The 25,903-nt window shown below is 56.9% G+C and carries 22 protein-coding genes, 1 tRNA gene and 1 pseudogene; 13 read left to right on the forward strand and 11 right to left on the reverse strand.

The annotated features are described in order from the left end of the window. Positions 1-37 precede the first annotated feature (37 nt). Positions 38-1,414, reverse strand: coding sequence for an ABC transporter permease (locus tag OCY70_RS21255; protein ID WP_213429867.1), 1,377 nt, complete (start codon positions 1,412-1,414; stop codon positions 38-40). Continuing rightward, a complete protein-coding gene (locus OCY70_RS21260) occupies positions 1,411-2,136 on the reverse strand; it encodes an ABC transporter ATP-binding protein (protein WP_213429866.1) in 726 nt (241 codons plus the stop codon). The genes OCY70_RS21255 and OCY70_RS21260 overlap by 4 nt, the downstream gene beginning before the upstream one ends. 279 nt (positions 2,137-2,415) lie before the next feature. Here OCY70_RS21260 and OCY70_RS21265 point away from each other — a divergent pair, with 279 nt between their 5' ends. Both OCY70_RS21265 and OCY70_RS21270 read left to right on the forward strand, forming a co-directional pair. After that, complete coding sequence (locus tag OCY70_RS21265; protein WP_213429865.1) at positions 2,416-3,168, forward strand: pseudouridine synthase; 753 nt, start codon at positions 2,416-2,418, stop codon at positions 3,166-3,168. Positions 3,169-3,196: 28 nt separating this feature from the next. Continuing rightward, on the forward strand, positions 3,197-4,009 hold the full coding sequence (locus OCY70_RS21270) for a Cof-type HAD-IIB family hydrolase (protein WP_261945159.1): 813 nt from the start codon (positions 3,197-3,199) through the stop codon (positions 4,007-4,009). A 70-nt stretch (positions 4,010-4,079) separates the two neighbouring features. On the opposite strand, the gene OCY70_RS21275 is transcribed toward OCY70_RS21270, so the two are convergent. After that, a complete protein-coding gene (locus OCY70_RS21275; protein ID WP_213429863.1) occupies positions 4,080-4,172 on the reverse strand; it encodes a YjcZ family sporulation protein in 93 nt (30 codons plus the stop codon). Between the two features lie 216 nt (positions 4,173-4,388). Here OCY70_RS21275 and OCY70_RS21280 point away from each other — a divergent pair, with 216 nt between their 5' ends. Next, positions 4,389-5,090: a hypothetical protein gene (locus OCY70_RS21280; RefSeq protein ID WP_261945160.1), complete on the forward strand. Its 702-nt coding sequence runs from the start codon at positions 4,389-4,391 to the stop codon at positions 5,088-5,090. A gap of 816 nt (positions 5,091-5,906) precedes the next feature. Here OCY70_RS21280 and OCY70_RS21285 read toward each other — a convergent pair. Together OCY70_RS21285 and OCY70_RS21290 are read right to left on the reverse strand one after the other, a co-directional pair. After that, a complete protein-coding gene (locus OCY70_RS21285) occupies positions 5,907-7,349 on the reverse strand; it encodes an RsmB/NOP family class I SAM-dependent RNA methyltransferase (RefSeq protein WP_213429861.1) in 1,443 nt (480 codons plus the stop codon). A gap of 433 nt (positions 7,350-7,782) precedes the next feature. After that, positions 7,783-8,151: a hypothetical protein gene (locus OCY70_RS21290; protein WP_213429860.1), complete on the reverse strand. Its 369-nt coding sequence runs from the start codon at positions 8,149-8,151 to the stop codon at positions 7,783-7,785. Between the two features lie 817 nt (positions 8,152-8,968). Here OCY70_RS21290 and OCY70_RS21295 point away from each other — a divergent pair. Both OCY70_RS21295 and OCY70_RS21300 read left to right on the forward strand, forming a co-directional pair. Then, positions 8,969-9,910 (forward strand): ABC transporter ATP-binding protein, encoded by a 942-nt coding sequence (locus OCY70_RS21295; protein ID WP_213429859.1) that lies wholly within the window; start codon positions 8,969-8,971, stop codon positions 9,908-9,910. After that, positions 9,907-10,665, forward strand: coding sequence for an ABC transporter permease (locus OCY70_RS21300; RefSeq protein ID WP_213429858.1), 759 nt, complete (start codon positions 9,907-9,909; stop codon positions 10,663-10,665). The genes OCY70_RS21295 and OCY70_RS21300 overlap by 4 nt, the downstream gene beginning before the upstream one ends. A gap of 50 nt (positions 10,666-10,715) precedes the next feature. Here OCY70_RS21300 and OCY70_RS21305 read toward each other — a convergent pair whose 3' ends face one another. Then, positions 10,716-11,891 (reverse strand): GGDEF domain-containing protein, encoded by a 1,176-nt coding sequence (locus OCY70_RS21305; protein WP_261948794.1) that lies wholly within the window; start codon positions 11,889-11,891, stop codon positions 10,716-10,718. A gap of 102 nt (positions 11,892-11,993) precedes the next feature. Here OCY70_RS21305 and OCY70_RS21310 point away from each other — a divergent pair, with 102 nt between their 5' ends. The 3 genes from OCY70_RS21310 to OCY70_RS21320 all read left to right on the forward strand — a co-directional run bounded on the left by OCY70_RS21310 (position 11,994) and on the right by OCY70_RS21320 (position 17,792). Continuing rightward, complete coding sequence (locus OCY70_RS21310; RefSeq protein WP_213429856.1) at positions 11,994-13,127, forward strand: glycosyltransferase family 4 protein; 1,134 nt, start codon at positions 11,994-11,996, stop codon at positions 13,125-13,127. 91 nt (positions 13,128-13,218) lie between these two features. Continuing rightward, positions 13,219-14,553, forward strand: coding sequence for a metallophosphoesterase family protein (locus tag OCY70_RS21315; protein WP_261945161.1), 1,335 nt, complete (start codon positions 13,219-13,221; stop codon positions 14,551-14,553). Continuing rightward, positions 14,550-17,792 carry an AAA family ATPase gene (locus OCY70_RS21320; RefSeq protein ID WP_213429854.1) on the forward strand — a complete coding sequence of 1,081 codons (3,243 nt, stop codon included), beginning with the start codon at positions 14,550-14,552 and terminating at the stop codon, positions 17,790-17,792. Before OCY70_RS21315 ends, OCY70_RS21320 begins: the two co-directional genes overlap by 4 nt. Positions 17,793-17,881: 89 nt before the next feature. Here OCY70_RS21320 and OCY70_RS21325 read toward each other — a convergent pair whose 3' ends face one another. Further along, complete coding sequence (locus OCY70_RS21325) at positions 17,882-18,994, reverse strand: YkvI family membrane protein (protein WP_213429853.1); 1,113 nt, start codon at positions 18,992-18,994, stop codon at positions 17,882-17,884. A 145-nt stretch (positions 18,995-19,139) separates the two neighbouring features. On the opposite strand from OCY70_RS21325, the gene OCY70_RS21330 reads away from it, so the two are divergent. Continuing rightward, positions 19,140-19,754 (forward strand): DedA family protein, encoded by a 615-nt coding sequence (locus tag OCY70_RS21330; RefSeq protein ID WP_213429852.1) that lies wholly within the window; start codon positions 19,140-19,142, stop codon positions 19,752-19,754. A gap of 41 nt (positions 19,755-19,795) precedes the next feature. Here the strand turns inward: OCY70_RS21330 and OCY70_RS21335 are convergent, their stop codons facing one another. Then, a complete protein-coding gene (locus OCY70_RS21335; protein WP_213429851.1) occupies positions 19,796-20,449 on the reverse strand; it encodes a DNA uptake lipoprotein in 654 nt (217 codons plus the stop codon). A gap of 236 nt (positions 20,450-20,685) precedes the next feature. Here OCY70_RS21335 and OCY70_RS21340 point away from each other — a divergent pair, with 236 nt between their 5' ends. The 3 genes from OCY70_RS21340 to OCY70_RS21350 all read left to right on the forward strand — a co-directional run bounded on the left by OCY70_RS21340 (position 20,686) and on the right by OCY70_RS21350 (position 21,828). Further along, the gene (locus OCY70_RS21340; protein WP_006679571.1) at positions 20,686-21,012 is read left to right on the forward strand and encodes a hypothetical protein; all 327 of its coding nucleotides are present in this window, start codon (positions 20,686-20,688) and stop codon (positions 21,010-21,012) included. Between the two features lie 115 nt (positions 21,013-21,127). Continuing rightward, the gene (locus OCY70_RS21345) at positions 21,128-21,385 is read left to right on the forward strand and encodes a hypothetical protein (protein WP_261945162.1); all 258 of its coding nucleotides are present in this window, start codon (positions 21,128-21,130) and stop codon (positions 21,383-21,385) included. 356 nt (positions 21,386-21,741) lie between these two features. Next, positions 21,742-21,828: transfer RNA gene (locus tag OCY70_RS21350), tRNA-Leu, on the forward strand. Between the two features lie 507 nt (positions 21,829-22,335). Here the strand turns inward: OCY70_RS21350 and OCY70_RS21355 are convergent. Further along, positions 22,336-23,541 carry an IS4 family transposase gene (locus OCY70_RS21355; protein ID WP_261944490.1) on the reverse strand — a complete coding sequence of 402 codons (1,206 nt, stop codon included), beginning with the start codon at positions 23,539-23,541 and terminating at the stop codon, positions 22,336-22,338. 307 nt (positions 23,542-23,848) lie between these two features. Next, the gene (locus tag OCY70_RS21360) at positions 23,849-24,223 is read right to left on the reverse strand and encodes a type II toxin-antitoxin system HicB family antitoxin (RefSeq protein WP_249725590.1); all 375 of its coding nucleotides are present in this window, start codon (positions 24,221-24,223) and stop codon (positions 23,849-23,851) included. Positions 24,224-24,680: 457 nt separating this feature from the next. On the opposite strand from OCY70_RS21360, the pseudogene OCY70_RS21365 reads away from it, so the two are divergent. Then, positions 24,681-24,938 (forward strand): annotated as a pseudogene (locus tag OCY70_RS21365) (4-hydroxythreonine-4-phosphate dehydrogenase PdxA); the annotation flags it as partial. Between the two features lie 75 nt (positions 24,939-25,013). Here OCY70_RS21365 and OCY70_RS21370 read toward each other — a convergent pair. Beyond that, positions 25,014-25,898 (reverse strand): IseA DL-endopeptidase inhibitor family protein, encoded by an 885-nt coding sequence (locus tag OCY70_RS21370; RefSeq protein ID WP_213430891.1) that lies wholly within the window; start codon positions 25,896-25,898, stop codon positions 25,014-25,016. Between the last annotated feature and the right edge of the window lie 5 nt (positions 25,899-25,903).

Genomic DNA, 25,903 nt, shown 5'->3' on the forward strand with positions numbered 1-25,903 from the left:
CGGACCTCCTTAGTCTATAGTTGTGGCGCGACCGTGATCAATCGCGCTTGATGGCCGTCAGCGCATCGGTGCGCGACGCGCTTATCGCAGGATAGAGGCCCGATATGACCCCGGTCATAATAGCGAAGGCGATGCCGATCGGAATAAAGTTGGACGAAATAAAAATAATCGTCTCCCCGCTGCCGTCCGACATGGCCCCTGCGGCCGCCCCGTTGATCGCCCAGACGATCCAATAGGACAGCATAATGCCGACCAGGCCGCCTACCAGGCCAAGCAGCGCCGCTTCGATGATGAACATATTGCGAATCTGCTTCAGGTTGGCGCCCAGCACCTTCATAATTCCGATTTGCCGGCGGCGCTGATACGTTGACATCGTCATCGCGACGACGATGGAGATGGAAGCGATGAACAAGACGAACAAGCCGATGCCGAGGGCGATCGTGCGCACGATGGCGAATTGCTCCTTCAGACGGTCTATCTGGTGAAGGTTGGTGCTCGTGTTCAAGACCAGCTTTTTGATTTGCTTTTCGACGCGCTCCACATTCTTTTGATCGTCGACCTTGACGATGAGCGAATTGTATGTACCTCGCTTGGGAACGGAGTCCCCTTCGATTTTCAACTCTTGCTGCAGCAATTCGGCGGTCTCCAGCGAGACATATGCTTTCTTGTCGTACATGACCATGTCATCCGTGCTGCCGGCCGGCTTCTTGAGCACGCCGGACACGCGAAGCGGGGAACTGGCCTGCGGCCGTTTGCCGTCCTCGCCCGCGTACGGAATCAGCCGGATCTGGCGCTGATAGAGCGAGCTCGGCGTACGGCTCAGATTGCGGTATTGCTGCATTAACGCATCGTCGTACGGGTTCTCGTTCAACTGCTTTATCAGCTTGTCCATTGTCTCTTCGTCGACGAGTCCGAGGGTGGCCCCGTAATTCAGAATGACAGTCCCTGTCAGATCGGAAGCCGCGCCCTGCATGAATTCATGGCCGAAATCGGTCAGCGTATTCAGGTCGGTGCCGATAATCTCCAAGTCGGACTTGCGCTCGTCGGCTGTCTCCATCTGCATATAGCCGAGCTGCTGAAAAGCCGCTACCGCCGTGACGTGCGGAATATTGCGGATGACCTCGAGCTTCTGATCGGTAATCTGCCCGCGTTCCTCGGCTTCGCTGTTATCGCTTTTGCTTGCGTTCTGCGCGCTCGGGTCCGAGACGCCCTTGTTCGGAGTGACGGTGATCTCGTCCATTTTCAGAAAGGAATTCAATTGCTTCTCCGCGAACACCTGGGCCGATTCCCCGACGCTCATCGCGACGACGATAGAGGCGCAGCCGATCGAGATCCCGATGGCGCACAAGCCGGTGACCACCTTGCGCCGCTTCAACTGATCCCAGGACAGCCGTATGTAGTCAGCGATTCTCAACGGGTCTCACCTCCGGCCGGGACCGCTTCTTCCCGAGCTTGCTCCGGAGCGGGGCTGTCATCGTGCAGATGGCCGTCTCTCAGCGTAAGAATGCGCTTCGTCTGGGCAGCCACTTCATGCTCGTGGGTGACAATGATGAATGTCGTATCCATTGTCTGGTTCAACTGCTTCAATATCGCGATAATCTCCTCCTCGGTGCGCGTATCGAGATTCCCCGTCGGCTCGTCGGCAAAAATAACGGACGGATCGGTGATAAGCGAGCGGGCGATACTGACCCGCTGCTGCTGTCCGCCCGAGAGCTGGGACGTGAACAGCTCTGACTTGTCGGGAAGGCCGACCTGCTCCAACAGGCGCATCGCCTTGGCCTTCCGCTCCGAAGGGGCGACGCCCTGAAAGATGAGCGGCAGCTCGACGTTCTCCCGGACCGTAAGATTGGCGATCAGCTCATAGGCTTGGAAAATAAAGCCGATATGCCCGCGCCGGAATTCGGCCAACTGGTTCTCGTTCATCGCGACGATGTTCTGGCCGGCGATATATATGCTGCCTTCCGTCGGCTTCATCAGCCCTGCCATCAAATTCAGCAGGGTAGACTTGCCGGAGCCGGAGCTCCCGAGCAGGGCGACCATCTCTCCGCGCTGCACACTGAACGATACCGAGTGCAGCACCTGGGTCGTCTCCGGCCCGTTTTTGAAGGCGTGCGACAGATTTTCAACACGTAACATCCGTCTCCTCCTCTCTCTGATTGTCTGTTGTTCCGGATGATTATGAAAACAATATTTTCATACGAATATTGTACAATAAAGTTTCTTCTTTGCGGGCATACATGACAATAATGTAAGTCTGTTCTCCGGATAGACGAGAAGAGCGGAAGCAACCCTCCACCCGATCCTTTTCCAAAACGGGCGTCAACATGGTATGCTGATAAGGACATGTTCTGTATCAGGCCATGCGCACCCGCAGGGACAAGAACGGTGAGAGGCAGAGGAGGTGACCCTGTCGTCATGGGCAAAATGATGCGGATCGACAAGCTGCTCGCGCATATGGGCCGCGGTTCCCGATCGGATATCAGAAAATGGGCCAAGGCGGGGCGGATATCCGTCAACGGCAAGAGCGTGAAGGATAGCGGCCAACAGGTCGATCCGGAACAGGATGTCGTCCGGCTGGACGATGAGATCGTAATGTATCGCGAATATATTTACGTAATGATGAACAAGCCGCAGGGGGTTATTTCCGCGACGGAGGATACGCGCGAGCGGACGGTGCTGGATCTGCTTCCGGCGGCGCTGCGGCATTTCGAGCCGTTCCCGGTCGGCAGGCTGGATAAAGATACGGAAGGCTTGCTTCTGATCAGCAACGATGGGCAACTGGCCCATCAGCTGCTGTCTCCGAAGAAGCATGTTCCGAAGACCTACTTCGCTCAGGTGGCGGGCGAAGTAACCGCAGAGGACGGCGCCAGCTTCGCCGCGGGCGTCACGCTGGATGACGGCTATGTGACGGCTCCGGCGCGGCTGAACATTCTCGGCCACCGGCCGGATGGGGAAGGGAGCGTCGTGTCGGAAATCGAGCTGACGATAACGGAGGGTAAATTCCATCAGGTGAAGCGGATGTTCGCCGCGGTCGGCAAGAAGGTCGTCTATTTGAAGCGTCTTACAATGGGAACGCTGGAGCTGGACCCGCAGCTGGAGCCCGGACAATGGCGCGAATGCAGTCCGGAAGAGATAGAACGGCTGAACTCGGGACACAATGAGGGATAGAACCGACAAAAGGGGAGAGAGAAGGCCTATGAATTACCGAATGATTGCCTTGGATATGGACGGGACGCTGTTGAATGACGAACACGCGATTACGGGTCGGACGGCCGCTACGATACGGAGCGTAGCCGACCAAGGAGCGGAGATTGTGCTCTGCACCGGGCGCGCCCCGCAGAGCACGCTGCCTTATTTGGACGAGCTGGGGCTGGAAGGGGTTGTCATTACGCATAACGGAGCGGCGACCGTCGCATCGCAAGGCCGTCGCATTCTGCACCGGTTCGATATTCCGCCGCATGAGCTGGAGCCGTATGTTCAATATTGCCGCGAGCAAGGCGTTCATTTCAATATTAATACGGTGTTCGATCTGTATGTGGATGATCTAGCGGGAATGGCGCCGGAGACGCTGGATCTGTACGCTCAGTTCTTTGTCGAGCCGAAGCAGCTTCCAAGCTGGGACGCGTTGGAGGACGCGCCGGTCAAAATGACGTTAAGCGGGCAAAAAGAAGAGATGGATCGGGTGGAGGCGGAATTGGGCCTGTGGGAGCATCAATTGCACTATATCCGCTCCGGCGATTATTTCATCGATATTATGCATCAGGATGCATCCAAGGGCAGCGCGCTGGCGAAGCTGGCGGAGCTTCGCGGCATCGCCCCGGAGCAGGTGCTCGCCATCGGCAATTACTATAATGATCTGTCGATGATTCAATTTGCGGGGATGGGCATCGCGATGGATAATTCGCCGATTGAGGTGAAGGCCGCCGCACAGGAAGTTACGGCATCGAACAATGAAGACGGCGTGCATAATGCGCTTGTCAAGCACTGTCTGGATGCGGGAGCGCGATAGGCGTCCGCAATGGACAGGTAACGCGGAACGAGGCGGGGGTACCCCCGCCTTGCTTGTTCCTGCCGGTCATCTAGTAGATGAACGCCCGGGATACGATGACCAGCAAAATGAACAATACGAGAATGACGCCTGTCGATGTGAAATGCCCGAATCCTGCACCCATGGAAGCATTCCTCCCTTGTTCGAGATGAAGCGGAACAGCGGGATGGATGCCCCGCCGTGGACGGTGTCCCTCTTGTTCCGACATCCACAGATTATGCAGCGGAATCCGGCTTCGATTGGACGAATATCCGGGGCGTCCCGGGGAATGTAACGGTAAGGAACGGGCAACCTTATAGGAGTACCGGATTTACCGGAAATGGCAAGGGAGGACACGCAGATGATTCAATTTCGCCCTGACTTCCGAACGGCAAGCGGGGAATCGCAGGATGTGCTGTTCAACGGCGCGTACGCAGGGGAGTTCATCTGGCTGTATCGGGAGCGGGAACGGCTTCAAGGGATCTTCGTCATGGACGAAAGCGACGTCCTGGCGCGGCATCGGAGCGCGATCGAGGAACAGGTGGAGCGCTATGTCCGGCATACGGCGGAGGCATTGGGCGTCGCCGATCTGGAGGTCGTGTTCGTGACGGGACAAGTGCAGCGTATCGTCACGAATGACGATGACGTCGCGGAATACCGGGCGGAGGCCCCGGGGCGGCAAGCGAGGCCCCTCGGCACCGGGCCGATGGACAGGCTGGAGCATGCTCCGGACGTGGAAAACGGGACAGAAGGGGCGGATGATCGGATTCACGTGATTTTGGCACGGGATCACGGCAGCGCGCTGCTCTACGATATTTACCGCGATCAGAACGGCTCTCTGCCCGTCGGAGAGGCGACGATCAGCACCGACGGGCCGGAAATGTCCGGGTATATCGATTTTCGCGTGCCGGGAACGGGGGCGGACCGGGCCTGCATCGGCCAGGAGCTCGTCTGTCAATTGGCGAAGGATAAGCAGGTGCAGTGGCTCCATCTGACGATGATGTTCCATAATGAGATGATTGATGAAATGATCGTGGATTGCGCATCCAACGATCAGGGGTAACCGTTAACCTTGCAGAGGCAAGGCTCCCGGGGGAGCATTTGAATCTGCAAGGTCAGCGGTTTTTTTGAAATTTTTAAGGTAGAAGCGGGTCTTCGGCCTTGTTTCTGTTTTTGGTCAGCCTAGAATATGGAGACAAACATAGACTGTCTCAACGGCCCGATTTACGGGCTCCAAAAGACTGCGTTGGATGATTTATAGGCTCCAAGAGACTGCGACGCTCCTCGGGGGCATCATCGCCTCCTGGAGGGATCATCGCCTCCTGAAGGCATCATCGCCTCCTGGGGCTTGAACGTGTGGAGGAAATTGCTGCTTTTTTACAGGATTTTCGGCTCAAAGAGTTCGCATCCCAGGAAAATGCTGCAAATCTACATCATTTTAGGCCCTTTTGCTCCAAGTCGAAGGGAAACGAGTGAAATTGCTGCAGTTGTGCAGGATTCCTTTTCTGCTGCCGTTGTCCCTATCGAATTGCTGTATTTTTGCAGGATTGTGCTTACCGAATCGGCGTGTCTGGAGATATCATGCAGCAGTTATGCGGATTTCACTTGCCGAATAGACGTTTCCAGAGTGTTTCCAGGGAAATTGTACAGTTTTCAGGCTGTTGGCCCCCTTTTTTACGAAGAGTGGAGATTGTCCATTTACCGAATCGAAACTTGGGACTCCGATCAGAACGTGTTACATCCATTTTTTTCTACAATTTTTCTGCCAAGAGACAAGTCCAAATGGAGTGCCGAAAAATCACTTGGACGTTATTATGTTGCCGGAGAAAAGAATCCAGGCTCATCCCCAGCATGACACACAACGTCCGAAAGCCCCTTGCTAACCGAGAGCACGAAGGCCTTTCGGCAGATGGTTTTTGATCATGCCGTCGGACGCTTTGCCCCAGCCAATCGGCAGGCCGTCGATGGCGACGAGGGTCCAGCCCTTGGCGGCGGCTTGGTCCGGGTTCGGCGCGATCGGTTCGCCGCGCAGATAAGCGGCTATGCGCGGATCGTCCGCGGCGGCGTCGAAGCGGAGCGCGGCCTGATCAGCTGCGGTGCAGGCCATCGCCAGCGCATGGGCCGGCTCGAGTCGGTTCTTCCGCAAATGAGCGAGATGAAGGCCGAGGCGGTGCAGGCGCAGCCCGGAGAATGCGGAAGCGTCGTCAAGCAGCGCCCGCGCTCCAGGATGCGTATCGGGGACGTAGTACAGCTCGTCCCCGAACAGCAGCGGCCTTCCCGGCGGAAGCTCCAGACCGGGCAGATGCTCGCGGGCCCATTCGGCGTACTGCCGGAACGCGGCCGCCGCCGCATTCGCTCCGGAAGCCCCCTTGCCCTTGCGGCTGCCGCCGCGGCGCCCGGATTGCGCCGATGCGGAACCGTTCGCGGCGTCTGTCGCGTCTGGCGCAGAAGAGGATTTCTTCAACAGCGCGACGAAATGCCCTTCCCCCCGATGGCGGTGCGGCCACAGCCGTTCCATTCGCACCAGCTCGAATTCGGGATACGTCTCCAGCCAGTGAGCGATGATGTCCTCGTTCTCCTCGCGATTGAAGGTGCATGTCGAATAGACAAGGCTTCCTCCCGGGCGAAGCATGCGGACAGCCGCCCGAATAATATCGCGCTGGCGGGCGGCGCAAGCCTCCACATGCTCGGGCGACCATTCCTTGACCGCCTCCGGATCTTTGCGGAACATTCCTTCTCCCGAGCAGGGCGCATCCAGCATAATGCGGTCGAAGCGGGAAGGGAAGCGCTCGGCCAACGCATGCGGATCCGCCTGGGTGACGATGCAGTTGACGATGCCCATCCGTTCCATATTTTCGGCCAATATTTTGGCTCGCTGCGGATGGATCTCGTTGGCGATAAGCAGTCCCTCGCCCTTCATCCGCCCGGCGATCTGCGTCGCCTTGCCTCCCGGAGCCGCGGCCAGATCCAGCACGAGCTCGCCCGGCTGCGGATCGAGCAGCTCGGCGGAAGACATCGCGGAAGGCTCCTGAATATAATACAAACCGGCATGATGGTAAGGATGCTTCCCGGGGCGGGAGGATTCCTCATAGTAATATCCTTCGGGGCACCATGGGACAGGCTCCAGGCCGAAGAGGGCTGCCGCGTTCCGGCGGGCCGTCTCATGCCGGCTCCATTTCCCGGGCTGCACGCGCAGGCCGTAGGTCCGGGGTTCCTTGTAGCTGTCGAGGAAGGGCCCGAGCGGTTCGCCGTTCGCTTCGAATTGGCGCTTCATCCTTTCTTGATAGGCCAGAGGCAATTCATCAGGCAGTGATATCGACATCGCATTAACTCCTTGTATGATAAAATAGATTTCGAAAAAGTGTTTGGTGATTATGCGGTTGTACGTCATTATTATTACCCAACGCCGTCATCCCTGGCAATAAAAAGCCGCTCATTCCCCGAAAAGGAAATGAGCGGTATACCACGCTTCCTCTATCGATCTTATACAACGATCACCCTGAACCTAGCCCTACGGAGAGTTAGCTCTGTAACGCTGTAAGTAGAAATTAAAACTGAACTCTAACTTTCTTTAACCCCGCCATAAACATTTCCTGCAAATGTTCCACCAACGTATGCCTCAACCGTACCAGAATTCATGGTAATACCAGCCCATCGAATACCAAATTGGGATTCAAAATAAACTCGAGTATATACTTCTGGATATGAATAGTTTTCTACTCTAACTGTGCGCTCCTTGCCTTCAGCTTTCTTTTTTAAGACCAGAGTAGAACCCCAAAAATGTCTTTCAGAATTTCCTTAACGGGAACACTGCTTAGGTCCCAAATCATTACCTCACCAGTATCAGCAATATATACAGTAACTACACCATTGTCATTAGGAAACTTATAAATTGAATCCCCATTTCCAGACGAGTTATTGGCAACATAAGAAGCGAGTTCCTCGAAATGTAGCACATTTCTTGGAGTAGTATCTATCGTATCATTGACCGGGAAGATGTCATCAATTGTTAGAGTATTTACATCAATGAGCTTTTGAGGTGCAGGATTATGGGAAAAATAGTTATCGATAATAGATTCAATATCCTTTAGTTTTAACTTTTGATATTGTACAGATGACATCATAGCATTTAATTGACTCACATTATTTTTAATATAACTTCGTACGATTTGTACTGTCTCCTCTTTAGTTTCTCTTTCAGCCGCAGATAATATGGAAGATGAGTTAAAAAGTTAATCCAAGCATCAAAGTTACCAAGAATAAAGAAAGCGCTTTCTTAAACATCTTAAAACCTCCAAATTAAATTTTTTCAATTTCCAGAGATCATTGAAGCTAAAAAATAGATTTTTAATGGAAATGATTTGAGGTTAGAAAATCAAGTCGAGCATACCAATTACTGAATGCACGATAAAGGCAATACCAATGCATAAAATTATTATTCGAATTAGCCATGGCATTTTTGGAGGAGGAAAAGTAGAAATAATGCCAACAACAAAGAATAAAATACCAATAAATAACTCAAATATATATAATAATATATATACTCACTCTCCTCTGCGCGTGTGTCAAAAAAAATTCATTGTTGAGCTTTTCGAATCGGGCATAGGGCTTTTTCTTCTGGTGGCGGGTTAACAGTGAACCAGTTCGTAGACTTATAATTACTGGAAAAACTGGGTTAAATATCATAAATCTTGAAAGTATTTCCTTATTTTATACTTAATTAAAGCTAACTGTGTAATAGAAACGGGTGCAGCGCACCCTTTGTTCTTTAACAATGAATTCGAAACGATTTGGCCGATACTGCGTACGTAATAGATGTCTTCTGCGATAGCCAATCGGGAAAATCGGATTCTGCAGTTGGAATGAAGGAGAGAATCCGGTAAAGTAAGTCAGAGGGATACAGCAACATGAGCAGCTGTATTATGGAAGGAGTGAGATTCGATGCAAGGCACTGATGATACCGTTGTAGAATTGGAAGGAGTTACCAAGAAAATTCGGGGAAAAACGATTATCGATAATTTGTCGTTCCGCGTGCGGCGCGGGGAAGTCTATGGCTTTCTCGGTCCGAACGGCGCAGGCAAGACGACGACGATCCGCATGATCGTCGGACTGATGTCCATGACGTCGGGACGAATCCGGATTGAAGGTCATGACATCCGCACCGACCGGGCCAAAGCGATGACCCATGTCGGGGCGGTCGTCGAAAATCCGGAGCTGTACAAATTTATGAGCGGGCGCAAAAACCTGCTTCATTTCGCCCGCTTGAGCGGCAAATCGATCAGCGAGGAGCGGATCGAGGAAATCGTGCGGCTCGTCGAGCTCGAAAATGCGATCGACAAAAAGGTGAAGAACTACTCGTTGGGGATGCGGCAGCGGCTCGGCATCGCGCAGGCGTTGCTTCACGATCCTTCGATTCTGATTCTGGACGAGCCTACGAACGGGCTCGATCCGGCGGGCATCCGGCAGCTCCGCGACTATTTGCGCCGGTTGGCGCGCGAGGAGAAAATCTCGATACTTGTCTCGAGCCATCTGCTCTCGGAAATCGAATTGATGTGCGATCGGGTCGTCATCATCCAGAACGGCAAATTCGTCGGGGAGCGGGAGCTGAATCTGTCCGTGGACGCGGCGGAAGCGCGGCCAGCCACGATCTATCTGGAGGTGGACCGGGCGGAGGAAGCGCTGCAGGCGGTCGCTGCGGCGGATTGGCCGGCGGCCCGGGACGAATCTCGATCCGGCATTACCGTGAACGTCATGCGGAATGAGATTCCCAAGGTCGTCGAGAAGCTTGTCCACGCGGGCATCGCGATCTATGAGGTCCGGACCTCGGCGCCGACGCTGGAAGATACCTTCCTGACGATGACGAAAGGAGGCCGGATCGAATGAGTTATTTTTTCTCGCTCGTCCAAAATGAATGGATGAAGACGAACAGCAAGCGGCAAGCCCCGTATTATTATATTTTTCTCGCGTTGATGGCGTTGCTGCTCGGCGTTGTCATCCGGTTTTTCGTGTTCAAGGACGGAGCCATGCCTTATTTGGAATTTGCCAATACCTTTGTGTTCGTCGCCCGGCCGCTGACCACAATCTTCATCATCATTGTCGCGGCGCAGACGATCACGGACGAATTCAAGGACGGCACGATCAAGCAGCTGTTAATCCGGCCGGCCAGCCGCGCGCTTGTCCTGGCCTCGAAATGGGTGAGTGCGCTCCTCGTGCTGTTCGCGGCTTATATGGTCATTTTGCTGCTTGGATTGGGTATCGGGGCCGCGCTGTTCAATCTATCCGCAGAGAATACCACCTTGATGGATTCGGTCGTGTCGCTCTTCCTTGGTTATTCGGAAGCGGCCTTTCAGCTCACGCTGGCATTCATGATTGCGGTGCTGACCCGAAGTCTGGGCTTGTCCATCGCGCTGCCGCTCATTGTCCAGATGCTTGGCGGAACGGTCTCGATGATGCTCCATGAGAAGGTGTGGTACAAATGGCTGGTGTTCCCTCATTTGAACTGGGGACCTTATTTCGGGGAAGGCCAGTTGCCTTATGAAGGGGCGACGATAGGCTTTAGCCTTATGATGTACGCCATCTACTTTGTTGTGCTGCTCGCCGTCTCGTTCTTCTTCTTCCAGAAGCGCGACGTGCAGTGAGAAACGAACAGCGCCCCTGCCGGAATCCGTTCCGGCAGGGGCGCTTCTGCTCAGCGGCCGCCAGCCGCGGAAGCGCGCTTGCGCCGGCGGGGGCTGCCGATGGTCTCATAATCGGTCACTTTATTCTTGCCTGTCGTCTTCGAGTGGTACATCGCCTGATCCGCCTCTCTGACCAGTTCCCCGGGCGTCATTCCGCTGCGCAGCGTGCTGTGGCCGACGCTGACGCTTGTCTCCGCCTCCACTCTCCGGCGGATATTCTCGGCTAACTGATCCGTGCGGGCATGCGGATCGGCGATCAGCGCCACCAGCTCCTCGCCTCCGAAGCGCCCCGGAATGCCGGATTCCTCCACTTCCTCCCGAATGATCGCGGAGACCCGCTTCAGCTCCTCATCGGCCTTGTCATGCCCCTGCGTATCGTTCAAGCGCTTGAAATTGTCGATGTCGCAGAAAACAAGCGAAACGGCGGCCTCCTTCTGCACATAGCTCTGCATCGCCTTGAAAAGGTAGCGGCGGTTGTACAATTGGGTCAGCCCATCGGTAATCGAGGAGCGGTACGTCCGCTGCAGATGCTCGACCACGCGCTCGAACAGAATGAAGAACATGAGCGTAAAATAAACGAGCGGAAGCCCGTGCTCCAGGTAGAACAGGAGCTTGTTCATTCCGCCGAAATATAGCGAGTTCACGCCGGACGACAGGTTCATTAAAAAATTGACGAGCAGGGTGAACGCATACTTCACCCGCTGTCCCGCACGGGGGCCAATCCAGAAATAACAGAATACGGTGAACGTCATATGATAGACTATGAGCGGCCACGACGGCTTGGCGGACATTCCATACTGCTCCGCCAGGATGAGGGAGAGGGCGGCGGCGCCCGAGAGCAGCAGCAGAGCGGTCAGCGCGTACATCCGCATTCTCCGGTTGCTGCGCTTGTACAGCCGCAGCACCGCCAGATTCATCAGCAAAAAAGAAAACGCTTGCAGGGCAGTTCTTCCTATGCCATACTGATCGAACCATCCGGGAAACCATTCATAATCGGTAAGATCCAATGTCCGCTCGAACGCGATGAGCAGCAAGGCCGCGATGAATAGAATATAAGCTCCGGAGCGCTGCCTGGAATAGAGGCGAACGGTCATCAAAAGCATAATGAACACAATATACATCATACACGCCGATGTCACCGCGACGGCGGTGCTGCCGGAGAACTCTGGGGTAACAAGCCGGTTCATCGCAATCGATAGCTCCATTTGGTAGTCTTTACTGAAACATATGTTCTAATATATCATAAATGGTAGACATCGAAAAGCGAAAGCAACATGAAGGAGGCTGGCATGAAAATATTGCAGGCGTTGTTTTTCCCGCCGGAACAGCCGGGAGGCGTGTCCTCCATGGTTCCTTATATACAAGACCGGTTCCAGCTCCCCCGATGGGAGATGGAGCTGTTCTCGCTGCCCAAGCGGCTGCGGGGCAAGGGGCAGGAGGAGATCGTATTCACGACCTTCGACTGGACCTTGTATCGCGATTCTCCGATCGTGGTCAAATATATTCAGACGATCCGCGATTACATATGGTGGACGAGACGGCGGATCACCTCCTCCTATGATCTCATCCATGCCCATCATCCGATTGCCGGCTGGGTGATGAAGCGGCTCTTCCCCGAGACGCCGGTCATCCTGACGGTTCATTCCAGCTATGAGCGGGAGCTGCTTCTGAACGGCAAAATCGAGCCGGACGGACCGGAGTTCCGCTTCTTGACCTCTCTGTATGGGGAACTGGAAGCGCATGTCGATCTGATGATGACGGTATCGAATTCGTTTCGGCATGATCTTGCGCCCTATGTCGCGCGCCCGGAGCGGATCGAGGTGCTGCCGAACGGCTTCGACGAGAAGCGGTTCCGGCCGATTGCCCATGAGAATGAGGTGCCCCAGCTCATTGTCGTATGCCGGCTTGTCCCGGCGAAGGGGCTCGACGTGCTGCTCCGGGCTTGCGCCGAGCTGAAGCGGCGCGGCCGTCCTTATGTGCTTCACATTATCGGCGACGGGCCGATCCGCGAGGATCTGGAGCGTCTCGCTCAGGAGCTGGGCATCTATGACGAGACGATATTTTATGGCTATATGCTCCATCCGGAGGAGTTCATGCCATTCTCGGACATCTTCGTGCTGCCCTCCCGCGCGGAGGCGTTCGGCTCGGTGTTCGCGGAGGCGGCGCTGTGCGGGCTGGCCTTGGTGGGAACGAATGTCGGCGGCATCGCCGAGCAGATCACCGACGGGGTGAACGGGCTGCTCGTGCCGGTCAACGATCCGGACGCGCTCGCCGCGGCGCTGGAGCGGGTCATGACGGACCCGGCGTTCCGCTATGAGCTGTCCCGGACGGCCTGGACGAAGGCGAAGCAGGATTACTCGCTGAGCGGCGTCGTGAACGAGTTGAAGCGAATCTATCTTCGCTTCCGCGTCACGGCCGATTGACTTCGCCGGCCGGAGAATGTCCATTCAGCCATGCGAACGCCCGGCGCTCATCTGCCGGGCGTTCGCGCATGATCAGAGGGGAGAGAGGAAGTTGAATGCGTTTCGCTTCATACATGCGGCAGACCTGCATGTGGACAGCCCGTTCCGGGGCTTGAAGGAGCTTCCGGCGCCGCTGCGCTCGCGCGCCGTCGAATCGACCTTCGCCGCGTGGGACGCGCTCGTGGATCTGGCGATACAGGAGCAGGCCGCGTTCGTCGTCGTCAGCGGCGACCTGTATGACGGGAAGGATCGGTCGCTCAAGGCCCAATGGCGTCTCCAGCGGGGAATGGAACGGCTGGCCCGGCACCGGATCGCGGTCTATCTGATTCACGGCAATCACGATCCGCTCCATGATGGCGTGCAGTGGTCGTGGCCGGACAACGTGACCGTCTTCGGCACCGGGACGCCCGGCGCGGCCTTGGCCCGCGGCGCCGACGGGACTCCGCTCGCGGTGATCGCCGGGATGTCTTACGGCGAGTCCGCGGTGCGGGACAATCTGGCCGCCCGTTATCCGTCCGAGCCGGAGAAGGCGCTGGCCGCCGAAGAGGCGGCCGGCTTGGCGGAACGAGCGCGCTTGTTCCGCATCGGCATGCTGCACGGGACGGTCGACGGGCGGCCGGGCCATGATCCGTATGCGCCGTGCTCCAAGCGGGAGCTGATCGCCTCCGGGTACGATTATTGGGCGCTCGGCCATATTCACCTCCGGGAGGTGCTCCATGCCTCCCCGTACATCGTCTATCCCGGAAATACGCAGGGACGGCATGTCAAGGAGACCGGAGCGAAGGGCGCTTACGTCGTCGAGGTGGACGATCGGCGTCACGTCTCGCTGCGCTTCGCGCCGCTCGATCAGGTCCGCTGGTGCGATGAGGCCGTCGATATCGCGGATCTCGCCGATATGCAGCAGGTGATGGAACGGCTGGACGCGGCGCTGGCCGGGCTGCGCCAGCAGGGCGGCAGCCGGCTCGTCTTCGCGCGCCTGACGCTGGCCGGGCGCACGGCGCTCTACCTCGAGCTGCAGCGCCAATCGCTGGAGCAGCAGTGGGCGGCTGCGGCCAACGATCAGGAACTGGAACGGATGGAGCGGTCCGGTTCCACGGACGGGGTATGGATCGCCGAGGTTCGCGTGCGGTGCCGCCCGGATCTCGATCCGGCCGTCTGGCTGGAGTCGGACAGCTTCCTCGGCGATCTGGTCCGGCTGGCGGACCGGAGCCGGCAGGACAGCGAGCTGCGGGGCGAGCTGCTGGCTGAAGCGCTTCGCGCCTTCCAGGCGCAGCCCCGGCTTCGCCAATGGCTGGCCGAACAGCCGGAAGAAGCGCAGGCGGATTGGCTGCAGGAAGCGATGCTGCTGGCGCTCGAAGCGCTGCATGAAGGAGGGAACGCGTCATGAGGCTGCTGCATCTCCATGTGAACGGCTTCGGCGAGCTGCGCGATCTGGAGCTTGAGCTGGCCGAGCCGGGGAAGCCCGGCGGGATCACGCTGCTGCTCGGCCCGAATGAGGCGGGGAAGAGCACGCTTGCCGCTTTTCTCCGGGGCATGCTGTATGGCTTCCCGAAGCGCGGCGGCGCGGCCGGCCGTTACGAGCCCGCGGAAGGCGGCGTCTACGGCGGGCGGCTCGCCGTGGAGGACGATCGCGGACAGGAATGGCGGATCGAGCGTCTGGAGCGGAACGGCAGCGTGCAGACGGTCATCCACCGCCGGGGGCCGGACGGCCGCCTGGACCGGATGACCCAGTCCGCGCTGGAGACGGAGCTGCTGGGCGGCCTGAACGGGGAGCTGTTCCGGTGTCTGTTCGCGATTACGCTGGACGAGCTGCATGAGCTGCAGGCGCTCCAGGGTGACGAGGTCGGCGCCTTCCTGTACGACACCGGCCTCGGGGGCGGCCGCCAGGTCGCCGAGGCCGAACGGTGGCTGCAGCAGGAGGCGGACAAGCTGTATAAGCCGCGCGGCCGCTCGCAGGAGCTGGCACATACGCTGCAGGCGCTGGATCGGGCGGACCGGGCCCGGCGGGAGGGCCAGGCGCAGGCGGCGCGGCTGGCCGAGGTGGAAGCGCGGCTGGCGGAAGCGGACGCGGGCCTTGAAGCGGCTGCCGCTTCGCGCCGCGCCGTCCGCGAGGCGCTCGCCTTGACGGAGCGCGCCGCCCATGTCAGCGAGACATGGGTGCGCCTCGTCGCGGCGCGCGAAGCGCTCGCGGGGCTGCCCCCGCGCGCCGCTTGGCCGCCGGACGCCGCCGCCCGCTGGGAGGCGAACGAGCGCCGGCTCGCCGAAGCGGAGGCGGCGCTCGCCCGCGCGGAGGAGCAGCGGGCCGCGTGGGAACGGCGGCTCGCCGCGCTGTGTCCGCAGGGGGCGCTGCTGGCGCTTGCGCCCGAGGCGCGCCGCTTGGCCCGGCAGGCGGACGCGGTCCGCCACTGGCAGGAGACGGCCGCGGAGACCGAGGCCGAAGCCGCGCGGCTCGCGGCGGAGCTGCGCCGTCTCGCCCGCCAGACTGACTCCGGCTGGACGCCGGAGCGGCTGCTTGCCTGCGACGCGAGCTTCACGCAGGCGGAGCAGGCCAGGGCCGCGCAAGCGGAGGCCGACGCCGTCAGCCGGGCCCAGGCCCAGGCCGCCGACGCGGCGCAGCGGGCGGCCCGCGAGGCGGCCGCGGCCGAGGCCGAACGCCGCGAAGCGGAGGGCGCGCTGGCGCGGCACACGGCGGCCGGCGTGCGCGGCACCGGCTTCGCGCCGGCGCCGGCCCAGGCCGAGGAGGCCCTGCGCCGCGGCCAGGCGCTCCAGGATGCGCTCGCGTCGCGGCAGGCTCTCGCTCCGGCGCGGCCAACCGGCCGGGCGGGCCGGGCAGCTCGGGCCGCCGCGGAGCGCCGCAGCCCGGCCGCGGCCGGCGCGTACGCCTTCGGCGGCGGCGCGCTGCTGTTGGCCGCGCTGCTCGGCTTCGCGGCGGGCCAATGGCTGGCCGCGGGAGCGGTGGCGGCCGTCGGCCTCGCCGGGACGCTCGCATGGGCCTATGCCAGCCGCAGCGGGCACGCGGGCCGGGCTCCCGTAGATGAGAGCAGCGCGGCCGAACGCATGGCCGCGCTGCAGGCCGAAGCGCTGCGGGAGCTGCTTGGCCCGCTCTGGCCCGGGACCGGCGAAGCGGCGCTGCCTGACGCGGCGGAGCGGCAGGAGCTGGCGCAGGCGCTGGCCGATACGGCCGAGTGGGCGCGCGAGCAAGCGCAGCTCGCCGAGCGCGCCCGGCATGCGGCCGAGGCCGCCGCTGCCGCCGCGCGCCGGGCGGACGCCTTGGCGGAGGAAGCCGAGGCGGCTCTGGCGGCGGAGAGAGGAGCGGCCGGGCGCTGGCGCGGCTGGCTGCGGGAGCGCGGGCTGCCGGAGTCGCTCAGCCCCGCCGGCGCGCTGGAGCATCTCCGCCGGGTGGAGCAGGCGCTCGATATGGAGAGCCAGCGGGAACGGCTGCTGGAGCGAGCCTCCCGCCTGCGGCGCCAGATCGGGGAGGTCGAGCAGGAATGCGCCCGGCTGCTGGAGGCCGCCTGGGAAGCTGGCGAAGGAGACGGCGAAGCGGCCGCGGCGGCCGAGCGCCGGGAAGCGGAGAGAACAGATTCGGAGCAGGGAGTTCTCGATGAAGCGGATGGCCGGCGGCGCTTCGCTTCCATCGGGGAGCTGTACCGGCTGCTGGAACGGCTGGAAGCGGAAGAGAAGCGGCAGCAGGAATACGAGCGCGGCGTAGAGCGGCATGAAGCGGCCGTCGAGGCATGCCGGGCGGCGGCCCGGGAAGCGGAGGACGCCCGCAAGCGGAAGGAACGGCTGCTGGCGGAAGCGGGCGCGCAGGAGGAAGCGGAGTTCCTCCTGCGGATGAATGCCGAAGCCCGCCGCGAGGAATGGGAGCGGACGCTGCAGGAGAGCGAGGCGGTCGTGTACCGCGGCGGAAGTCCGGAGCAGTGGGCGCCGCTGGAGGAGCTGTTGACCCGTTATGACCAGGCCGAACTGGAGCGGCGCGCCGCCGAATTGCAAGCGGAACTGGAGCGGGGGGATGCGCGGATCAGCGAAGGCGAGGAGCAGCGCGGACGGCTGAAGGAAGAGCATGAGCGGCTCACGGCCGAGGTCGAGGGAGCGGCGCATCATCACGAGGCGGCGATGAACGAAGCGAGGCTTGACGAACAGGCGTCCCGTTATGCGGTGCTGGCGCTGGCCCGGACGCTGATTCAGCGGACGAGGCGGCTGTACGAGCAGGAGAAGCAGCCGGAGGTGCTGAAGCGGGCGGCCGCTCATCTGCGGGCGATGACCGAAGGGCGGTATGTCCGGGTGACGGCCCCGTATGGCACGAAGCGGCTGGAGGTGGAACGGGCGGACGGGCGGATGATCGACAGTTCCCTGCTGAGCCGCGGAGCGGCCGAGCAGCTCTATCTGGCCATGCGCTTCGCTTTGGCGGAAGCGCTGTCCCATAAGGCGGCCCTTCCTCTTATTCTCGATGACATTCTCGTCAATTATGACCGCCGGAGGCTGGGACAGGCCGTACAAGCGCTGCATCGGCTGTCGTCGAATCATCAGATTGTGATGACGACCTGCCATCCGCATGTGGCCATGGCGTTCCGGGATGAGGCGGCGGATGTGCGCATTGTAGAACTGGGGCCGATCGGATAAGCCGCCGCAAGCGCGGAACGCGGCGGCGGATACCGGGCGAGGCCCGAAGCGGCCTGGCTTTGCAATCTGCTAGGCATTGGGCGCGCGTGTCATTTTTTGCGCGGCAGCGGCTTCAGCTTGATCCTCCCTGCCGCGGGTGAGGGAGCGGAGGGCGGTTGGGGCCCGGGCTTCGCGGGGTGGGCCGCCCGCAGCAGCAAATAGAGCCATATCAGGCTGAACATGCCGAACAACGGGTACAGGAACGAGACCAGATTGCGGAACCCGAACTGGCTGATGATATAGCATATGATCATGATGGCCGCCGTGATCAGCTTCTTCGGCACTCCGATCCGTTGATGAAGCTGCAGCGTAATGCCGTACAGATCGGCGATGAAGGTCGTGAAAATTTCCGAAAAGATAAGCAGAATATAAATAAGCTGGATGGTGACGCCGAGCGCATGCGCGATCTCCCCCATCGGAATGTCGAACTGCTGTATGCCGGGCATATGCACAGAGAGAGCCAGATGGCCCGCCAGCAGCAGGACGCCGATAAGGACGCCCCCGATCGCGCCCCCGATGCGTATAATTCTTTTGTTCGGCATCGAGGCGCCCAGCGGGACGAGCACCGCTTGGGCCATTGCCAGATTGAACGCGCTGTACAGCAGGGGAGCGGTCCATGCGGCATACCACGATTTGTCCGTCGTGATGGCGAAAATCCGTCCCGCGTTCGGCATATGCAGCGTGTGGGTCACGATGATGACGGTAAAGATGAGCATCGTCGGCACGACAAGGGAGTTGAGGCTCAATATCGCGTTCATCCCCCGGTTGATGATGAAATAGGCGGATACGAGCGTCAGCAGCACTCCGGTCTGGTAGTGAACATTCAATTGCTGAACGAAGACGGAACCCGCGCCGGCGAGCATGACCCCGTTCACGCACATAATGACGATCATCGCGAAAATGCTGACCCAGCCGCCGATTCGGGAACCGAACAAATAGTGGTTCACATCTTCATAGGAACGGGCCTGGATCTGATGGGATATCAGCATCAGCTTCGTTCCGAGGAAGAGAAAGATGATGCTGGACACTCCGATCGTGAAGGAAGCGATCCATCCGTATTTGGTGAAAAATTGCAAAATTTCCTGTCCCGTCGCGAATCCGGCTCCGACGACGGTTCCAACGTATGTGAAAGCAATTTGTAATATCCGCAGCGACTGTCTCAACGATTAGGCGCCTCCTTGTCCGACGAAGCTTGTTGCGAAGGAATGAGCTAGCTTGTTCGCATTACTATACGTATGACAAGCTTGGGCCGGACATGACTCCCTCAATGTGGTAAGATAGTAGGGGAGTTGAGAGGAGGAGCCTTGATTGCTGGAGATTACATGGGCATTGGCCCGTTTCGGGTACATTGCTTTATTTTTTCTGCTTGCGCTTGGCATCGTCGGACTGCCGATCCCGGATGAGACGATCATGGTATTCGTCGGCAGCTTGACGGTGGAAGGGCCGTTCGGGTACGTGCCTGCCTTCGCCGTATGCCTTGCCGGGAGCATGACCGGCATGACGGTCAGCTACATCGTGGGACGGAGGGTCGGGAAGCCGCTGCTGGATCGGTACGGCAAGCGGGTGAAGCTGACGCCTGCCCGGGTGGAGCGCACCGAGCGCTGGTTCCAGCGGTTCGGTCCATGGGCCATCGTCTTTGGGTATTTTGTTCCCGGCCTGCGCCACTTGACCTGTTATCTGGCCGGAATGGCACGGATGAATTGGTCTCTTTATTTTTTTGCCGCCGGAACGGGCGCGCTGATTTGGGTCGCTACGTTTTTGACGATAGGGCATTTCGTCGGAGTTCATTGGGAAGCGGCCGTTCTATGGATTCATACCAAAGGAACGCTCTATGTGGCGGGCTTGGCAGCGATGCTCTTGCTCATCGGCTCGCTCGCGTATGTCCTTATCCGGCGCCGCGTCCGGCCAAAACAAACGCCTTGATCCGCAGCGGATTCAAGGCGTTCTATGATCAAGCCGGCCAATTAAGCCTTCGCCGGGTTCTCTTCCATCGGGAACAGCTTGACGGATTGAATCTTGCCTGATTTCGGATCGAGATCAAGCCGAAGCAGGGCACTGGCCGCTTGGTAGCTCCAGGCATAGCCGGTATCTTGATCGGGCTTGCCGAGAGCCTTCACGGCGGCATCGCTTTTGCCCCCGATATGCAGTCCCTTGATGCCGGTGGACAAGCCGTCGCCCGACACCTCGACAAAGACAACCTTTTCATCATCGTGACAGCCGAACGAAAATCCGTCATATTCCAGCACATGAATCGGCTCCTCGTCATCCATCACGAATTGGGAGACGGGCGTCCCCCAGAGCTGCCGCACCTGCTCCTCGGAATCGCTCAGACCGATTCCCTTCAGCTTCGGCTGCTTCCGGTTGAATTCGGCTTCCTCGGCCGCGTCGGCGGCGGAACCGGAAGTATCCTTGTTCGAAGCGATCTCGGTGCGTTCTCCCGTCTTATCCTTGCCGGGAGCCGGAGTCTCTTCCTCCGGGCCTGGCTTGGCCGTATACGGAGTCTTCGGGTTGGACGGCGGCACGCTGCCGGCCTGGGTCGTACAGCCAGACAGAAGAGCGCCAAGAGCGACAGTGGCTGCAACGATATGCAGCATTCGGGTTATCGGGGCACGGGTCATCGGTGAGGTTCCTCCTTCGCCGCCTCGCGGCGGGTATGACAATAGATATAGGATCGGTTTTCATCTGTACCGTAACAGGTTACTTGTAACTAAGAAGAGCGGGACTTTGGACACTCTTACTAATATAGACGGAACTCGCTCCAAGAAGTTGCAGTCGTTGTATGAAATTGCCTGCTTTTCTCCATTCACCTGTTTGGCATATAATAAAGATAAGTTGGTGAGAGGGGGCGACGAAGATGATTGATCAACCAACAGCTCGTTTTTTGCAGGAGAAGGTGTCGGAAGCCAAGGTTCATTTTGAACGGGCTCTCGATTGTAAGCATACGGAGTTCGATGATTTGTACCCCTATATGATTGAACACCCTCAATTTTTCTGGTACAAACGTTACGTGGCCTGGTCTGAACTACTGACTATCGTCAAACTTTGCGAACAGCTGCAGGTGGCTTGGCAGGAGCAATTCACCCCGCAGCAAGTCGAATATATACAAAAGCGCGTCATGTCAGCGAAAGTGCTGGATTATTGGTTCGAGACGAACGATTCCAGAGAGCATGTCGGCGGATAACCATCACGTGACGAAGGAAGCAAGGCCTGTCAGCGTCAGCCGGCAGGCCTTGTTCCCTATTGCAGCAGGTGCCAGACGCGATGGATGCGGTAGATACGAGAAAGGAGATGCGGCCATGATGGACGAGATGATGCTTGATCGCTTCCGCCAGGAGGGCACGAAGGTGCGCATCGTGCGGGACATGCTCGAAGCAAATGATGTTATCGGCATCGTCGTCGCCTGGAGCGAGGACGAGGTGATGATTCGCAAGCGCAACCGGCGCATCGTGAAGCTGAGCCGAAGCTACTGGATTCAACCCTTCAGCGAGACGCGGCCGGAGCTTGGGGAATGGAACTCGGGCCCGATAGCCGATGCATCCGAAGGCGAAGCCTGAACAGGATACCGATAGGGAAGGACTGCCGAATTGCCGGGCAGTCTTGTTTTTTCTGTATAGATGCCACTCCCTGGAACCGAAAAAAATGTTCAAAATTTTTCTATCGAAATAGAAGTATCCCCTCCAAGAATGGACCTTCAATTTCCCGACAGCGGCCATCATTTCTGTGGTGGTCATTCTGCTTGACAGACCTTTCTTTGTCCGAAACACGCAAAGCATCAGTCTGTAGGCCATGTGGAGCGGTTGTAAATGGAATTTAATTTTTTTCGAAAAAGTGTTGACGCATTTCCCGATGCATGATATTATATTTCTTGTCGCTAAGAAAATTAAATTACGAAATGTAAGATACTAAATATGCGGTCATGGCGGAATTGGCAGACGCGCTAGATTCAGGTTCTAGTGGGGTAACACCCGTGGAGGTTCGAGTCCTCTTGACCGCACCATACATATCAATCGTTGAAACCCTTGTCGCATAAGGGTTTTTTTTATTTTTTTCTGCAGTACACCAGAATTGTAATTCACTTAAATGACACTTCTCCGTCATCTCCTCCCTTTGAATTAGCCAGATATAATTAGGTCGTTCTAACGAGTGGGTTTATTTAGTTGGGACAAAAAAAGGGAGTGTCTCATAGGCATTGCAAAATGATGGAGGTGACAAGTTAACAGAGAATGTGGATGCGGGAAAAACGGCGGAGGATGGATGAAGCAGTGAAATGCTGCGTGGATGCAGCAATTTCTGTTCTTTCAGCCGCTATTTGATGATATTCCTGTAAAAGTACACTAGCGTTGCATAGAACCTGACATGAAGAAGACTTTAAACTCCAGATACGGAACTAATAATCATTATTTATATATATTTACAGTTTCTTTTTTCCTAGCAAAGCCAAAAGTCGATCTCCTACTAAACCATAGGAACATGTTACCATCAAATGTTAATATGCCATTATTACCTATTTAATCACCACTTTAACGGTCTTACATTGCTTTGGGTGTTTTCGTGGTCGACCACCCTTTCGTTTCTTCCGCCTGCCCTTCGAGTGCTTGGTTGGTTTGCGGTGCAGTGCCATCAAAAATTGATCCCACGTTTTATTCATATAGACCCGAAGCAGCTTTAGAAATGACCATAGCGTTTGAGTGGTGTCAGCCTCCTTCCGGACCAACATGACTAAACCATATGCGATGAAGGCTAAAAAAATCTGGTTCCATACTGCCTCTGGATGGAAACTGTACAAATGGACTAAGCTCATATGTTGCTTCATCCATTTAAAGAATAATTCAATCATCCAGCGGCGCCGATAAATCTCGCAGATTTGGGCTGCGGACTTATCCCAGACATTCGTAAGCACACGGTACTGGCGGTTCTTCTCATCGGTATACTCCACTAACCGGAGCTGGGCTTCTATCACATGGCCTTCTTCATCCTTGTAGCTCACGATCACGTCAGCATCACGCACCACAGGCGTCGTTTCATCGATCTCGTGCTCGCAGATGATCGCCGTCTTGTTGCTTTTCTTAATGCGTGCCACGAAGCGTAGATTATCATCCAGCCACTGCTTATAGTGACCATATGTGATGTACCCGCGATCCAAAACATGAATGGCATCTTTATCGATCACCAGATCCAAAGCCACTTCGCTGTCAGCAACGCCTCGTGTGGAACAAACAATGTTTTCGGGATAGACGGTATCCGGGTCGCAAACAGCAAGTTTGGTGTGGATCTTTACCCCGTTGCTGTGTTTGGAGCAGTAGGCCCATTTTCCAGCGACATCAGGGAGTGTAAGTACCGTTGAATCGACAATGCTCAGTTTCCCGATGCCGGGGATACCCTGCTTCGGATAAAGTTGTTGCAAACGTTGTGTCACTTGAATCCATAGCTGCTGCAACACCGGTAAAGGCAACGCTCTGAGTGTACGTACGAGTTGGGAAGCGCTAATGGATTTCAAGTGGATCGCCTGCTGCAGCTGTTCGTTCGCACGCAACGCGTTGCAGATATCTTCGAGGTCCGTGCGTTTATTCAATTGAGCATCAATGAGTAGTTTGATCGCTCTCACGAGTGTAAACTTTCGTCGATAATTGAAGATTGGGAATTCGTCGTCCGAGAGCTGAATCAAATTTAGGCATTTACAAATGACGGTCTGATCTGGTATATTACCCATGGTCTTTTCTCCTTTTGGTGAGGGAATGGGTAACATGCCTATCCTTCAACATTAGGAGATTTTTTTATGAGTTACCAGATATAATCGATCAATAAATTGAAGAAAAAGTAATTAATGAGAAATATATTTTTCATGTCAGGTTTGGTGCAAGGCTAGTGGTAAAAGTACATTATTTCCAACGATTTTTGTCTTTTATCGATTGGATAGTCAGAAATTGATGCCGTTTTGCAGGATTCCCTGTAACGGAGTACGCGTCATAAAGGAAAAGTGAATTTTTGCAGTTTTTCGGCGAGTCGAGCTTTGAGAATCAAGGGGGGACTGTCTCACAGTAGTGAAATACTACTTTTGGGACACCCCCTTTAACACCAAGTTTCTGTTTCAATGCATCCTGAAGCGTTTGGGAAAAGTTAATCCCTTCTTCAGCTGCAGCATCGTTTAGCCATTTTGGAATTGTAAGTGTCTTATTAATGGCTTTATTGCGGATGCGCTCGCGGACGAACTCAGTATTTGCTTGGATGAGAGTCACAAATTCACCGGCTTCTAATTGAATTGCATCCGGCTTGGTTGGGAGCGGGATATCGTCCTTATCCTCTTCCATCAAGTAGAGATGTCCACCAAGGGCATCGTTCCCCATATGCAAGGCTTCGTCGAGGGTATCGCCCTCGGAAATGCAACCAGGCAAGTCGGGGAACGTTACGGTATAACCGCCTTCGTCCGGTTCGCCCCCGGATGGAACACAACCTACCCAACCATTGGATTTAAGGAGATTGATAATTAAGGTTGACCATGTTTACCTCCTTCTGATTATATCAGAACACATGTAATTACATGTGCAAAGGAGACGGTCAATGGTTTTACGTGGATATGATTTTTATGGTGGATGAAGCGGAATCGTGTTTTTTTGGGGCGAGCTACGAGCCTTTTTGGTTATTTGCCCCATTCTTGTTACACGTCATAACGTTTTTCGATGCTCCATACGATAAAAAATTGTATTATACTGGTCTGAGATGAAGTATAAAATACTAGAGCGTGCCCGGGAATTTGTAAACAGCGATCTCGCGATCGAAAGTATCGCCGCAGACGAACTCGGGCAGACCCAGTTCCGCCATGGAACGGTTCATATGCTGGATCTCGATCTGCTGCCGGCCGATACGTTATTTTTCCGGGCGGTGCGCGGCGACTTCGACATCGTCGTGGCCATGTATCATGATCAGGGGCATGGGCCTGTCAAAGTGTTGGGGCTGGACGCAGGCGTCAATATTACGGTCGGATTGCCGATTATCCGCACCAGCGTAGATCACGGCACGGCCTTCGACATAGCCGGAACAGGCGCCGCGGATGAGAAAAGCTTGATGGAAGCGATTCGCCAGGCCGCGGAGCTCGCTCCGAAATTGTAAGCGGACAGGCGGCGAAGCAGTTCTCGCTCTTACCGGAAGTAAGGGGAGAACTGCTTTTTTTATTGCCGCTTTCCGCTACTGGATAACGGTCTGTTGCCAATTGCCGCCGGCTTGCAGCCGTTCTTCGCATACCTTGCCGTTCTTATCTTTGTAGTAGAACGTGCAGCCCGCGATTGCCCCTTCCTCGGACCAGGTGATGAACAATTGAATGTCAATCTTGCCTTTCTTGATTCCTTCCAGATCGACGTCATCGGATTCGGCACGGAATCGGTAGTCGTCGCGCTGGGTAATATCATACCGCCAGACATCGCGATCGTCTTTGGCGCTGGTGAGGTTGTCGTGCGGGGCGCCGAAAAGCGCGTTCACTTCGTCGTATTTCATGCCGAGCTTCGCTTGGGTGCGAATGGAAGCCGCATCGATCGTCTTCGCTCCCGGCACCGGACACCGGCCGACCGGTTCCGTTTCCGGATCGTCCGCGATTCGCCAGCCGGCGCCCTTGATGTAACGGAAGGTGAGCTTATACGTTTCGCAATCGTAATTTTCTCCAATCGGAACATAGAACTTAAATTGCTTCTCCGTCGACGTTTCCTTGACCAGCCATGCTTTGGCCATTTTCCATTCGGCCAGGCTGCCTTTATCGGCGTCTACTTTAGCCAGCCGCCCGTTACGCTTCACCAGATACTTGGAGTCCAGGCGCTTTGTCAAAAAGGCCTGAGCCGTCTCTTTCGTAAAGGCCTTGCTCAGGTAAGCGACATACTTCTCCGGAGTTCCGATATCCTTGCCCAAGTAAAAATAGTGCGTTCCGTTCAGTTCGAACGTAGCAAGAGGGCCTTCCGGCAGCTTGCCGCCGTTTTCCGCATGCCAATAGACGCTCCGCGATTCGGCAGCGAGCGCAATCGCCTTGTCGGCGGTTAGCTTCGGGGCAGTGGAACGGTCGTTTTTGACCTGCTCACCGCGAATTGGAC

The organism is Paenibacillus melissococcoides, from assembly GCA_944800085.1.
Classification (GTDB): Bacteria; Bacillota; Bacilli; order Paenibacillales; family Paenibacillaceae; genus Paenibacillus_B; species Paenibacillus_B melissococcoides.